The organism is Enterobacter cloacae complex sp. P42RS, from assembly GCF_014930595.1.
GTDB classification, from domain to species: Bacteria; Pseudomonadota; Gammaproteobacteria; order Enterobacterales; family Enterobacteriaceae; genus Enterobacter; species Enterobacter bugandensis.
In genome coordinates this window covers 276,870-289,351 of record NZ_JADBRK010000005.1, presented here as the reverse complement: position 1 = coordinate 289,351, position 12,482 = coordinate 276,870, and the positions used below count along the sequence as shown (strand labels likewise).

Sequence of the window (12,482 nt, the reverse complement as noted above, 5' to 3'; positions counted from 1 at the left end):
TCGTTATCCCAGTACTCGTGCGCCAGCCGTGTCCAGACGGCAAATATGAACAAAGCCTTCCTGATTTTGCAGGTAGTGTTTAGAGAGCCAGTCCGCCACGCGCTGCGCGGTGTCTGGCTTATCGCACAGGGCGAACAGCGTCGGGCCGGAGCCGGAGATGCCGCACGCCTGCGCGCCGATATCCATTGAAGCCTGTCGCGCCTCGTTAAAGCCGGGCAGCAGCTTCGTACGGTACGGCTCGGCAATGACGTCTTTCATCAGCTTCGCCGCCAGCTGCGGCTGGCGGGTGTAGCAGGCGTGAATAAAGCCCGCCAGGTGACGCCCGTGGGCGATACAGTCCTGGCGACGATACTGCGCCGGCAGGATGGCACGCGCTTCCGCGGTAGAGACCTTGATGCCCGGATACGCCAGCACCCACAGCCATTCATCAAACCCTGGCACCTGCTGGCTGATGATGCCATTTTCTTCAATCATCAGCTGCATGCCGCCGAGGAAGCACGGCGCCACGTTATCGTAATGAATACTGCCGGAGATGCGTCCTTCCAGCTCGCCCATCAGCGCCAGCAGACGGCTATTGTTCAGCGGCTTGCCGCAGTGCTCGTTCATCGCCACCAGCGCGGCGACAACCGAACACGCGCTGGAGCCCAGGCCCGAGCCAATCGGCATGCTTTTTTCCAGCGTCATGGCGACCGGCACGTTTTTGCCGATCTCCTGACAGAAGCGCTCCCAGCACTGATAAACGATATTCTCGCGTGGTTCAGGCGGCAGCTTACTGGCGAAACGGCCGACGTTATTCAGGCTGAAGCTTTCTGCCGCCTCAACCGTTACCGTATCGCCCAGCAGCGAACCGTCCACCGGCGTCACCGCCGCACCCAGCACGTCAAATCCGACGCTCATATTGGCGCTGGAAGCTGGGGCATATACTTTAACCATCTTAAACTCCTAACTTCCATGACAGGGTACGCAGCAGGTCGGCAAACACGCCCGCCGCCGTCACATCATTCCCTGCGCCATAGCCGCGAAGCACCAGCGGCAATGGCTGATAATAGTGGCTGTAAAACGCGAGGGCGTTTTCGCCGTTTTTGACTTTATAAAGCGGGTCGTTACCATCCACTTCGGCAATCTTCACCCGGCATACGCCGTCCTCTTCAATGTTGCCAACATAGCGCAATACCTTACCTTCATCACGGGCTTTCGCAACGCGTGCGGCAAAGGCATCGTCAAGCTGAGGTAAATTCGCCATAAAGGTGCTGACATCGCCGCTGTTGTCAAACTCGGCTGGCAGCACCGGTTCAATCACGATATCCGAAAGCTCCAGCTCGCGGCCCGTTTCGCGCACCAGGATCAGCAGCTTGCGCGCCACGTCCATCCCGGAGAGATCGTCGCGCGGATCTGGCTCGGTGTAGCCCAGCTCGCGCGCGGCACGGGTGGCTTCCGACAGGCTCATCCCTTCATCCAGCTTGCCGAAGATAAACGACAGGGAGCCGGAGAGGATGCCGGAGAAACGCTGCAATTCGTCGCCCGCGTTCAGCAGGTTTTGCAGGTTCTCGATGACCGGCAGGCCGGCACCGACATTGGTGTCGTACAGGAACTTGCGGCGCGACTTGCTCGCCGCCAGGCGCAGCTGGTGATAGTAATCCATCGACGAGGTGTTGGCCTTTTTGTTCGGCGTCACCACGTGGAAGCCTTCGCGCAGGAAGTCGGCGTACTGGTCGGCCACCGCCTGGTTCGAGGTACAGTCAACGATAACCGGGTTAAGCAGGTGATACTCTTTTACCAGACGGATCAGGCGCCCCAGGTTGAACGGCTCTTTCGCCTCTTCCAGCTCCGCCTGCCAGTTCTCCAGGTTCAGACCGTGAACGTTAGTAAGCAGCGCTTTCGAGTTCGCAATTCCGCAGACGCGCAGATCGATGTGCTTTTTCTTGAGCCACTCCTGCTGGCGCTTCACCTGCTCCAGCAGCGCACCGCCGACGCCGCCCACGCCAATCAGGAATAGCTCGATAACCTGATCGGTGTTGAACAGCATCTGGTGAACCACGCGCACGCCGGTAGTGGCGTCATCGTTATCCACCACCACGGAGATTGAACGCTCGGACGAGCCCTGGGCAATCGCCACGATGTTGATATTGGCTCGCGCCAGCGCGGCAAAGAATTTGGCGGAGATACCGCGCAGCGTGCGCATACCGTCGCCAACCACGGAAATCACCGCCAGGCGCTCCTGAATGGAGAGCGGCTCCAGCAGTTCCTCTTTCAACTCCAGATAGAACTCTTCTTCCAGCGCGCGGCGGGCGCGCAGACAGTCGACCTGAGGCACGCAGAAGCTGATGCTGTACTCGGAAGAGGACTGGGTGATCAGCACCACCGAGATACCGTTGCGTGACATGGCCGCAAAAACGCGCGCCGCCATGCCGACCATCCCCTTCATCCCCGGACCGGAGACGCTGAACATTGCCATATTATTCAGGTTGGAAATGCCTTTCACCGGCAGACCATCTTCATCGCTGCTGGCACCAATCAGCGTGCCTGGCGCCTGTGGGTTACCGGTGTTTTTAATCAGGCATGGGATCTGGAACTGGGCAATCGGGGAGATGGTACGCGGGTGAAGCACTTTGGCGCCGAAGTAGGAAAGCTCCATCGCTTCCTGGTAGGACATCGACTTCAGCAGCCTGGCGTCCGGCACCTGGCGCGGATCGCAGGTATAGACGCCGTCGACGTCAGTCCAGATCTCACAGCAGTCTGCGCGTAAACAGGCGGCCAGCACGGCGGCAGAGTAGTCGGAGCCGTTACGGCCCAGCACTACCAGCTCGCCCTTCTCGTTCCCGGCGGTAAAGCCCGCCATCAGGATCATATGGTCAGAGGGGATTTTGCTCGCGGCAATACGGCGGGTTGATTCGGCAATATCAACGGTAGATTCGAGGTAGTGGCCCGCTGCCAGTAATTTCTCAACCGGATTGATCACGGTAACGTTGTGGCCGCGCGCTTCCAGCACGCCCGCCATGATGGCGATGGAAAGTTTTTCGCCCCGGCAGATCAGCGCCGCGTTGACGCTGTCCGGGCACTGGCCCAGCAGGCTGATGCCGTGCAGCACATGTTTGATCTGAGCAAACTCCTGCTCAACGAAAGACTTCAGCTGCGCGAGCGGGAAACCAGGCTGTTCCTCTGCCAGCCCCTGCAGCAGCTCGGCGAAGATACGCTCGGCATCGCTGATGTTCGGGAGTGCATCCTGGCCACCGATGGTCTTTTCAATCATCGCCACCAGATGGTTTGTGATTTTTGCCGGGGCAGAGAGCACGGTCGCAACCTGCCCCTGCCTGGCGTTGCTCTCCAGGATATCGGCAACACGCAGAAAACGTTCTGCATTTGCCACTGATGTACCGCCGAACTTCAACACTCGCATGGTTCTACCTCGTTTCCTTTAGCCGAAAAAAAAGCCCGCACTGTTCAGGTGCGGGCTTTTTTCTGTTTTTCCTGTACGCGTCAGCCCGCATCGTTACCTGTGGTAATGATGATGGTTGTGGTAATGGTGGTGATGCTGATGCGTTTCATGGATGTTGTGTACTCTGTCATTATTATCTGTCTGTGCTGTATTCTTTTAGGGTTAAAGGATCGGGCACCTTAAGTCAATGAATTTTTAATTTGATCACAATTCCGCGGACGTTCACGTCACGCTGCGTGACGTTTTATTTTCATCCGAATCCCCCAGCCGCAACCCTCCACGACAGACCATTTCGCCATAGTAAAAACTTATGACAGCATTTTACTCGGCCAATTTTTTTTCAATATCGTGCAGCAAACGGTGCAACATGGCGGTGTCCCGCTGCTCAAGACGTCCAAGGCGCTGCTGTAGCCAGTCGGCCATTTTTTGATCGTCCGCAACGCCAAGGCTCGATAAAAGACGCTCTACGCGAGCACGAAGCGCGGCCAGCTGATTTTCATTGGCGGCTTCTGTCTGGGGTTGAGGGATTTGCATTAGGGAAGCTAATTGATAGCAATAGACCATTACCGCCTGGCCTAAATTCAGGGAAGGATAATCGGCTACCATCGGCGCACCGGTGAGAACGTCCGCCAGCTCAAGCTCTTCGTTGGTGAGCCCGGAATCTTCACGACCAAATACCAGCGCGGCTTTCTCAAGCCACTGGCTTTTCTCTTCCAGCATGGGCACCAGTTCAGCAGGCGTGGCGTAGTAGTGAAACTTCGCCCGGCTGCGTGCTGTGGTGGCAACGGTAAATGAAATGTCATGCAGCGCGTCGGCAAGCGTAGCGTAAGTCGTTATATTATCGAGAATATCCCCCGAACCGTGCGCCACCCAGCGGGCGGCAGGCTCCAGGTGCGCAGTGCTGTCCACAATACGTAAATCGGTAAAACCCATGGTCTTCATGGCACGCGCCGCAGCGCCTATATTTTCGGCTCTGGCTGGAGCGACCAGTACAATCGACAGATGCATTTATGCTCTCTTTTTAATCATTTAGCGGAGAAAAGTGTGATGCACTTCAACATATTACGCAGCACGAATTTACAAATTTGCAACACAAATCACCGAAATAGCGTTTCATAACAAATTAAAGACGCTAAACTATTTTGTGTCTGAACAATCAGTTAGAATGTTAACAGAAGCCTATTATCCCTATGTTTTATAATGATAATGGCAACGTGAATACCCTGTTCTGATTGGATTCGCTTTGTTTATAAATCAATCTCCGCAACTAGTTGGTTTATTGAAAAATTGTGACAAAGGCTAGCATTCGGCTACGATGATTTCATCAAACTGTTAACGTGCTACAATTGAACTTGATATATGTCAACGAAGCGTAGTTTTATTGGGTGTCTGGTGTCACTTAGCCTGTTATGTTGCTGTTAAAATGGTTAGGATGACAGCCGTTTTTGACACTGTCGGGTCCAAAGGGAAAGTACCCAAGACCAAGCTAATGATGTTGTTGACGTTGATGGAAAGTGCATCAAGAACGCAATTACGTACTTTAGTCACGTTAAGCCGATCATGTTAATTTGCGACATGTATCAGGCAGGTCAGGGACTTTTGTACTTCCTGTTTCGATTTAGTTGGCAATTTAGGTAGCAAACATGCAGACCCCGCACATTCTTATCGTTGAAGACGAGTTGGTAACACGCAACACGTTAAAGAGCATTTTCGAAGCAGAAGGCTACGATGTCTTTGAAGCGACCGATGGCGCAGAGATGCATCAGATCCTTTCTGAAAATGATATCAACCTGGTGATCATGGATATCAACCTGCCGGGCAAAAACGGTCTTCTGCTGGCGCGCGAACTGCGTGAACAGGCGAACGTCGCGTTAATGTTCCTGACGGGCCGTGATAACGAAGTTGATAAAATTCTTGGCCTGGAGATCGGTGCGGATGACTACATCACCAAACCGTTCAACCCTCGTGAGTTAACCATTCGTGCACGCAACCTGCTGTCCCGCACCATGAACCTGGGCACGGTCAGCGAAGAGCGTCGTAGCGTCGACAGCTACAAATTCAACGGCTGGGAACTTGATATCAATAGCCGTTCGCTGATTAGCCCGAACGGTGAGCAGTATAAGCTGCCGCGCAGCGAATTCCGCGCGATGCTGCACTTCTGCGAAAATCCGGGCAAAATTCAATCCCGTGCAGAACTGCTGAAGAAAATGACTGGTCGTGAGCTGAAGCCTCATGACCGTACCGTAGACGTGACCATCCGTCGTATTCGTAAGCATTTCGAATCGACGCCTGATACGCCGGAAATCATCGCCACCATCCACGGCGAAGGGTACCGTTTCTGCGGTGATCTGCAGGAATAATCCCGCAGTTAACGCATGAAAAACGGCGCATTTGCGCCGTTTTTTTTATTTCCAGATCCGCATTGTGTCGTTATCAGGCTCTGCGGGCGGTGCAGGTCGCTTCGGCTGTGAAAGCGAATACCAGTCGAAATGACGAGTCAGGTACATGACGGCGAACAGCGCCAGCGCGAGAACCGCAGACCCCAACAGCAGTGCGCTATCCTCCGAGCGCAGCAGGAACCACATCACCACGTCCAGCCCCAGCAAGGCCAGCACAAACAGTCCGCTGCGCTTCCAGCTTTTCAGCACGGCCTGCAGGTACATTCCGTTCATCGCCGCACCAACCAAGCTTGCAACTACCCAGGCTGGGGTAAACCCGACATGTTCTGATAGCGCCAACAGCACCAGATAGAACAGCACCAGCGACAGCCCCACCAGCAGATACTGCATCGGGTGCAGGCGCAGCCCGGTTAAGGTCTCGAAAACAAAGAAGGCCATAAACGTCAGCGCAATCAGCAAAATGGCGTACTTGATCGCCCGATCAGTCAGTTGATACTGATCGGCGGGCGTGGCTACCGTAACGCTGAAGGCGGGGATTGACTCCCATGACGGCGACTCACTTCCGTTGAACCAGCTCTCAAGATTGTTCGCAAACCAGCTGCTCTGCCAGTTCGCCTGAAAACCGGCGTCACCAATTTTATGCTTCACCGGCAGATAATTACCCATAAAGCCAGGATGCGGCCAGTTGCTGTTCAGCGCCATTTCACTGCTACGTCCTACAGGTACCACGGCAAAACTTCCTGTTCCCGTCAGATTCAGCGAAATATCCATAGCAAACGTTTTTAATTCCAGCGCTTTGTCAGTCAGCGGGATATGGATACCGGAAAGCGCGCCATACACGCCTGTACCCGGCTCCACACTTAGCGTCTCGCCGTTGATACTGGAGACTTTCACCGTGCCAATGCCTCGAGCATCGCCCACGCCAACAACGATAAACGGCTGCCCCAGGGTCATCGACTCCCCTTTCAGCTGCGTCATTTTTTCCGTGTTGAACCGGGCTTTTATGTTGAGGTCGGTATTCCAGATCTGTCCGTCATAGATGCCGATATTTCGCGACTCAACGCGCTGGTTACCCTCAACGCGCAGAGACTCCGGCAGGATAAAATGCATATAGCTTTTCTTGTACTCGACTTTTTTCTCATCCTCTAACTTGTAAAAAACCTCGGTTACCGGGATCGCAATCAGCGGGCCGACCAATTTTTGCGGCCCGCTGGTGCTCTGGCGAAGCGTATTTTCGACATCGTTGCGGTAGCTTTCACGCTCTGAAATGAGGTTACTCACCATAAACAGTGGAACTAACAACAGCAGGATGCACCCCAGCAGGGTGCTTACTTTCCAGAACAGGGGGGATTTCATCATTACGTCTCCTTTGTGATGTGGAGAGCGTAACCAGGCTGTGTGGGGCCAGTTTGAAGTTATGTGAAGGGACTGTGAAGTGTCAGCGTGGCTATCACGCCACCTTCATCACGATTACGCAATGTAATTTCTCCGTGGTGCAAACGCGCCACCTCCTGAACAAACGCCAGCCCGAGTCCGCTACTTTTCAACCCGTTCTCGCGCGGCAGGGAATAAAAGCGCTCAAAAATACGCTCCAGCGCATAATCCGGGATCCCACTTCCGCTGTCGGTGACGCTCAGCCGTATCTGCCCCTGCTCTTCCCGGGCCGCCAGTTCAATGGCACCGCCCTGTGGGGTAAAATCGATAGCATTGTCCAGTAAATTACCGAGCGCCTGTTCGAGCAGGTCGGGATCGCCTTCAACAAGAAGCGAAGCGGGCTGGAGGGTCAGCGCAATCTCTTTTGCCGCCAATAGCGCCGAACGCGCGTCGGCAAGCCGTGTAAACAGCAGGTCGACGCGGACGGCCTGGAGCGTAATCTCGACCCGATTTTCAAGCCGCGCCTGAGTCAGCAGTTTTTCAACCAGCGACTGCATACGCGCGTTTTGCACCAGAATATTATCGATAAACCGCGCGGCCACCTGCGGCGGCGGCTGCTCGGTGAGAATTTCTGCCGCGCCGCGTATGGCGGCTATTGGGCTTTTCAGCTCGTGGGTCAGCGCATGGACATAGTGTTCAATGTAGTTTTTCCCTTCAAGGCGAATACGCATATTTTCCAGCGCCTGAGCCAGCTTGTGCAGTTCGCTACTGCCTGGATTAGGCAGCGGGAGAGGCGTATCAGTGGTCACCGAGTCGGCATAGCGCGATAACGTACTGATGGAACGATTGATCCACCAGGCGACAAGAAAACCGATCAGTAAAGCAATGCCAAGCAGCGCCCCGCCTGCCCACAATATCCGTCGCTCGCTGCGGTGAATCACCGGTGCCATCGCGCTGTTCGGTTTCCCCACCGACAGCACGCCGATAATCTTGCCCTGCTCAACAACCGGTGCGGCAACATACATCACCGTGCTCTCCGGATCGTCGGGATGGCTCTGGGTACTGCGCGCGCCGTATTGGCCGCGAAGCGTCAGCCAGACATCGTTCCAGCGAGAGTAATCTTGCCCCACGGCCAGGCCGGCAGAATCAAACACGACGCGGCCCTGCGCATCGGTCATGTAGACGTGATACTCGTTGCGCACCTTATGAATGCCGCCGATATTGGCGCGGAAAGGCCGCTGATGGAGCTGTAAAAAGGCCTGTGCCAGTCTGCCCTGCTGCGCATTGCCCGAAAGAAGATCCTCACGCCCAACTTCGGCGAGCAAGGTCGCGGTATCGATCAACGTGCCCTCGGTTGCCCTGCGCACGCCGGGCTTCACTTCCTGAACAAAGATCGACAGCACAAACCATGCGGCGATGGCGACGATCAGGAAGTACCCCAGCAGCAAACGCATTCCGATGCGCATTAATAAAGCCCCAGGCTATAGCCCATACCGCGATGGGTGCTGATGGGTGACAGTTCCTCATTCACTGCCCGCAGCTTGGCGCGCAGGGTCTTGATGTGAGTGTCCACGGTACGATCGTAACTGTCGCCGTCTTCGCCCCACACCTTGTCCATTAACTGTTGCCGAGAGAAAACCCGTCCCGGAGCCTGTAGTAACGTTTTAAGCAGCAAAAACTCATAGCGCGTGAGCGGTAATGCTTCACCGCACCAGCTAATTCGCGCGGCAGCTTCGTTCAGCTCAAACTGTCCGATACGCACCGTCTCCGCTGGGACGGCGGATTTTTGCATCCGCCGTAAAATGGTCCTTACCCGGGCGCACACCTCACGCGGGGAGAAAGGCTTGGCGACGTAGTCGTCTGCGCCCATTTCCAGGCCGAGGAGTTTATCCACTTCGTCACTGCGTGCCGTCAGAAACAGCACGGGCAGTGACGGATGCTGCGCCAGAAGCTGGCGGCAGAGCTCAAAGCCGCTGATGTCCGGCAGCCCGACGTCAAGAATGGCGAGCGCCGGAGCCTGCTGGCGCGCCGCCTCCAGCACCGGTAAACCGCGCTCAAACGCTTTTACTGCAAATCCTTCCTGCTGAAGCATGTAGATAAGCGTATCGGCGATACTGGTTTCGTCTTCAACCAGCCAGACTACAGGTTGTTGCATGATTCATCCCTGAATTAATGCCACGGCATAATCGGCACCGCACTAATGGCGTTTTTCGGTGACCCTTCCACCACTTTATCGGAATACGCCAGGTAGGCCAGGGTGTTGCGTTTTGCATCATAGAAACGCACCACCTGCAGCTTTTTAAACACCAGTGAGGTCCGTTTCTGGAACACCACATCGCCCTGCGCTTTGCCGTTTTTGATTTTATCGCTCAGCTCAACCGGTCCCACCTGCTGACAGGAGATTGCCGCATCGGAAGTGTCTTCCGCCAGCCCCAGGCCGCCTTTAATACCGCCCGTCTTCGCGCGGCTGACGTAGCAGGTGACGTTTTTCACGTCCGGATCGTCAAACGCCTCCACCACAATTTTGTGGTCCGGACCGAACATTTTGAACACGGTATCGACAGAACCAATCTGTTCCGCCTGCGCCGCACGGCCCGCTACCAGCAACAGGGCAGTAAGAAGCAAAGTCTTGTATTTCATATTGTTACCATTCTTTAAAATTGCATTGAGCGATTATTCAACACGTTAGTCAAAAATGTAGCAAGATCACAGGATTAGAATATATTCACCCAAAATGAGAGAGAAAAGGCATTAATGCGCAAAAAAAACACTGAATGCTAAAACATCAAAAAATGCTATTATCCGCTAACCTGTTATCAGGCACCTGCTGTTTTAAGGATGAGGATAGTATATGGATCAGGCTGGAATTATTCGCGACCTGCTCACCTGGCTGGAAGGTCATCTCGACCAGCCTTTGTCACTGGATAATGTGGCGGCTAAAGCGGGCTATTCCAAGTGGCATCTGCAAAGGATGTTCAAGGATGTCACCGGTCATGCTATCGGTGCCTATATTCGCGCACGTCGTTTATCGAAATCTGCGGTGGCTTTGCGCCTGACCGCGCGGCCAATTCTGGATATTGCCCTGCAGTACCGTTTTGATTCGCAGCAGACCTTCACCCGTGCCTTTAAAAAACAGTTCTCGTTGACGCCAGCGCTCTATCGCCGCTCGCCTGACTGGAGCTCGTTTGGCATGCGTCCGCCGCTGCGTCTGGGCGAGTTCGCGATGCCGAAATACGAAATGGTCACTCTGCCGGAAACCCATCTGATCGGTACAACCCAGAGCTATTCATGCTCTCTGGAGCAGATTTCTGAGTTCCGCCATCAGATGCGCGTTCAGTTCTGGCGCGATTTCCTGAGCCATGCGCCGGCCATTCCGCCGATCCTGTATGGCCTCAACGAAACGCACCCAAGCCAGGAAAAAGACGACGAGCAGGAGGTGTTTTACACCACCGCGCTGACGCCGGAGCTGGCAAATGGCTACATTCAGGGTTCGAAGCCGGTCGTGCTGGAAGGCGGCGAGTACGTGATGTTCTCGTATGAAGGACTGGGTACGGGCGTCCAGGAGTTTATCCTGACCGTTTACGGGACCTGCATGCCAATGCTGAATCTGAATCGCCGTAAAGGTCAGGATATCGAGCGCTACTACCCGGCGCAGGATGCCAAACCGGAAGAAGGCCCAATCAATCTGCGTATGGAATTCTTGATTCCTGTCCGTCGTTAACGCTGCAGTTCATCAAGCGCAGGGGCATCGAGATGCGAAATGTCCCCTGCCATTTCCACGACCCACCCCGACGCCAGCCACGCGCTTTCCTGATAATCAATCCGGGAAATGGAGCAGTTACGCAGGCGTAACCGACGCTCAGCGTAAGCCGGTAACCCCAGAATGGTGCTCACCAGGCAGCCGAGCGCGATACCGTGACTCACCAGCAGCGGACGGCTGCCTGCCGGAAGCTTGAGGCATTCCGCCAGCGCGGCATGCATACGCACGCTCAGCTCCTGCATGGATTCCCCTTCAGGAATACGACCATCTTCGGTACCGTTCACCAGCGTGCGGCGCCAGCCCTCTTCCGTTTCCGTCAGCGTATCGATATGGCGCTTTTCCAGCACGCCCATATCCAGCTCGCGCAGGCGCGGCTCAAGCATCACATCGCAGCCGCAGGCGTCGGCAATGATGCGCGCCGTCTGCTGTGTGCGACCTAAATCGCTGGTAATAACGTGGGTAATGCCCAGCGTTCTGGCGCGTTCCGCCACCTGCCACGCTTGCTGCACACCCTTCTCGGTGAGCGGACTGTCTGACTGGCCTTGAATACGTCGCTCGGCGTTCCACTGCGTTTCACCGTGGCGAACAAGGTATACCTGTAACATGCTTTTTTTCCGTTATACTGCGATGAGTTTTTTTGAATCGAGCTTAATTATGCACCATGTTGTCTCTGCTACCACCAATCCTGCCAAAATTCAGGCAATTCTAAAGGCTTTTGAAGAGATTTTCGGCGAAGGATCCTGCCATATTGAGGCCATCGGCGTCGAGAGTGGCGTACCTGAACAGCCGTTTGGCAGCGAGGAAACGCGCGCTGGCGCACGAAATCGCGTGGCAAATGCAAAAGCCGCGGCCCCGAAGGCTGACTTCTGGGTCGCCATTGAAGCAGGCATCGACGAAGGCGCAACCTTTAGCTGGGTGGTGATTGAAAGCCGTGAGCAGCGCGGCGAAGCGCGCTCAGCCACCCTGCCGCTGCCGGAGATCATTCTGGAAAAAGTCCGTGCAGGTGAAGCGCTCGGGCCGGTGATGTCACAGTACACCGGCATTGATGAAATTGGGCGTAAAGAAGGGGCGATTGGCGTCTTTACGGCGGGTAAGCTCACACGTTCAGGGGTTTACCATCAGGCGGTGATCCTGGCGCTGAGCCCGTTTCATAACGCCATTTATCGTTGATCGCTCAATAAGACTGACTCGAGCCACTGGCGCAGCTCAACCGGCGCAGACTTCAGGCTGTTCGATCCACGGGTGATCGTCGCGATGCCCGCGCCCAGCTCGTTTTTCAACTCGCGCTGGCTCATCTCACCGCGCAATAGCTCTTCAATAATCCGCACGCGCGTGCCCAGTGCCTCACGCTCGTCCGGCGTAAGCATCAGCTGCATGAGGGGTAGGTGCAAATCCTGCTCGTAAGACTGGCGAAGCAGCTCCACAAAACGAAGCCACTCCTGGTGACGCTGTTCGGCCATTGCCGAGGAATACGGGGAATGCTGGGTCATGTTATGCTGCCTCTTGTACTCTT

Annotated in this window: 14 protein-coding genes and 1 other annotated feature; of the genes, 3 read left to right on the top strand and 11 right to left on the bottom strand. The window is 55.2% G+C overall.

Annotation, left to right across the window (positions count from 1 at the left end):
- Positions 1-3 precede the first annotated feature (3 nt).
- The 5 genes from thrB to yjjY all read right to left on the bottom strand — a co-directional run bounded on the left by thrB (position 4) and on the right by yjjY (position 4,984).
- A complete protein-coding gene (gene thrB / locus IM314_RS09280; protein WP_041911275.1) occupies positions 4-933 on the bottom strand; it encodes a homoserine kinase in 930 nt (309 codons plus the stop codon).
- Position 934: 1 nt separating this feature from the next.
- Positions 935-3,397 (bottom strand): bifunctional aspartate kinase/homoserine dehydrogenase I, encoded by a 2,463-nt coding sequence (gene thrA / locus IM314_RS09275; protein WP_193358534.1) that lies wholly within the window; start codon positions 3,395-3,397, stop codon positions 935-937.
- Between the two features lie 24 nt (positions 3,398-3,421).
- Positions 3,422-3,539: a sequence feature (Thr leader region), on the bottom strand.
- Entirely contained in the window at positions 3,478-3,546 is a 69-nt protein-coding gene (thrL, locus tag IM314_RS09270; RefSeq protein ID WP_015572623.1) for a thr operon leader peptide, read from the bottom strand. Its footprint overlaps the feature before it by 62 nt.
- Positions 3,547-3,757: 211 nt before the next feature.
- The gene (locus IM314_RS09265; RefSeq protein WP_045259421.1) at positions 3,758-4,444 is read right to left on the bottom strand and encodes a tRNA/rRNA methyltransferase; all 687 of its coding nucleotides are present in this window, start codon (positions 4,442-4,444) and stop codon (positions 3,758-3,760) included.
- Positions 4,445-4,843: 399 nt separating this feature from the next.
- Positions 4,844-4,984 (bottom strand): protein YjjY, encoded by a 141-nt coding sequence (gene yjjY / locus IM314_RS09260; RefSeq protein ID WP_085928893.1) that lies wholly within the window; start codon positions 4,982-4,984, stop codon positions 4,844-4,846.
- Positions 4,985-5,079: 95 nt separating this feature from the next.
- On the opposite strand from yjjY, the gene arcA reads away from it, so the two are divergent.
- A complete protein-coding gene (gene arcA / locus IM314_RS09255) occupies positions 5,080-5,796 on the top strand; it encodes a two-component system response regulator ArcA (RefSeq protein ID WP_003856501.1) in 717 nt (238 codons plus the stop codon).
- A 45-nt stretch (positions 5,797-5,841) separates the two neighbouring features.
- On the opposite strand, the gene creD is transcribed toward arcA, so the two are convergent.
- Genes creD through creA form a run of 4 tightly spaced genes read right to left on the bottom strand, consistent with a single transcriptional unit; the run spans position 5,842 to position 9,849 of the window.
- A complete protein-coding gene (creD, locus tag IM314_RS09250) occupies positions 5,842-7,194 on the bottom strand; it encodes a cell envelope integrity protein CreD (RefSeq protein ID WP_041911278.1) in 1,353 nt (450 codons plus the stop codon).
- Between the two features lie 56 nt (positions 7,195-7,250).
- Positions 7,251-8,675, bottom strand: a complete 1,425-nt coding sequence (creC, locus tag IM314_RS09245; protein ID WP_193358535.1) for a two-component system sensor histidine kinase CreC — start codon at positions 8,673-8,675, stop codon at positions 7,251-7,253.
- Positions 8,675-9,364 (bottom strand): two-component system response regulator CreB, encoded by a 690-nt coding sequence (creB, locus tag IM314_RS09240; RefSeq protein ID WP_193358536.1) that lies wholly within the window; start codon positions 9,362-9,364, stop codon positions 8,675-8,677. Before creB ends, creC begins: the two co-directional genes overlap by 1 nt.
- A 14-nt stretch (positions 9,365-9,378) precedes the next feature.
- The gene (gene creA / locus IM314_RS09235; RefSeq protein ID WP_014882476.1) at positions 9,379-9,849 is read right to left on the bottom strand and encodes a protein CreA; all 471 of its coding nucleotides are present in this window, start codon (positions 9,847-9,849) and stop codon (positions 9,379-9,381) included.
- A gap of 211 nt (positions 9,850-10,060) precedes the next feature.
- On the opposite strand from creA, the gene robA reads away from it, so the two are divergent.
- Positions 10,061-10,930 carry an MDR efflux pump AcrAB transcriptional activator RobA gene (gene robA, locus IM314_RS09230; RefSeq protein ID WP_028015450.1) on the top strand — a complete coding sequence of 290 codons (870 nt, stop codon included), beginning with the start codon at positions 10,061-10,063 and terminating at the stop codon, positions 10,928-10,930.
- Here the strand turns inward: robA and gpmB are convergent.
- The gene (gene gpmB / locus IM314_RS09225) at positions 10,927-11,574 is read right to left on the bottom strand and encodes a 2,3-diphosphoglycerate-dependent phosphoglycerate mutase GpmB (protein WP_008502057.1); all 648 of its coding nucleotides are present in this window, start codon (positions 11,572-11,574) and stop codon (positions 10,927-10,929) included. The genes robA and gpmB overlap by 4 nt on opposite strands.
- Before the next feature lie 49 nt (positions 11,575-11,623).
- Here gpmB and yjjX point away from each other — a divergent pair, with 49 nt between their 5' ends.
- Positions 11,624-12,139 carry an inosine/xanthosine triphosphatase gene (gene yjjX / locus IM314_RS09220; protein ID WP_041911281.1) on the top strand — a complete coding sequence of 172 codons (516 nt, stop codon included), beginning with the start codon at positions 11,624-11,626 and terminating at the stop codon, positions 12,137-12,139.
- Here yjjX and trpR read toward each other — a convergent pair.
- Positions 12,130-12,459, bottom strand: a complete 330-nt coding sequence (gene trpR, locus IM314_RS09215; RefSeq protein WP_024907404.1) for a trp operon repressor — start codon at positions 12,457-12,459, stop codon at positions 12,130-12,132. The genes yjjX and trpR overlap by 10 nt on opposite strands.
- Positions 12,460-12,482: the final 23 nt, after the last annotated feature.

Coding starts and splice junctions, on each gene's coding strand:
- robA (WP_028015450.1), top strand. CDS start 10,061: ATGGATCAGGCTGGAATTATTCGCGACCTGCTCACCTGGCTGGAAGGT.
- thrA (WP_193358534.1), bottom strand. CDS start 3,397: ATGCGAGTGTTGAAGTTCGGCGGTACATCAGTGGCAAATGCAGAACGT.
- creC (WP_193358535.1), bottom strand. CDS start 8,675: ATGCGCATCGGAATGCGTTTGCTGCTGGGGTACTTCCTGATCGTCGCC.
- trpR (WP_024907404.1), bottom strand. CDS start 12,459: ATGACCCAGCATTCCCCGTATTCCTCGGCAATGGCCGAACAGCGTCAC.
- creB (WP_193358536.1), bottom strand. CDS start 9,364: ATGCAACAACCTGTAGTCTGGCTGGTTGAAGACGAAACCAGTATCGCC.
- IM314_RS09265 (WP_045259421.1), bottom strand. CDS start 4,444: ATGCATCTGTCGATTGTACTGGTCGCTCCAGCCAGAGCCGAAAATATA.
- arcA (WP_003856501.1), top strand. CDS start 5,080: ATGCAGACCCCGCACATTCTTATCGTTGAAGACGAGTTGGTAACACGC.
- creD (WP_041911278.1), bottom strand. CDS start 7,194: ATGATGAAATCCCCCCTGTTCTGGAAAGTAAGCACCCTGCTGGGGTGC.
- gpmB (WP_008502057.1), bottom strand. CDS start 11,574: ATGTTACAGGTATACCTTGTTCGCCACGGTGAAACGCAGTGGAACGCC.
- thrB (WP_041911275.1), bottom strand. CDS start 933: ATGGTTAAAGTATATGCCCCAGCTTCCAGCGCCAATATGAGCGTCGGA.
- yjjX (WP_041911281.1), top strand. CDS start 11,624: ATGCACCATGTTGTCTCTGCTACCACCAATCCTGCCAAAATTCAGGCA.
- creA (WP_014882476.1), bottom strand. CDS start 9,849: ATGAAATACAAGACTTTGCTTCTTACTGCCCTGTTGCTGGTAGCGGGC.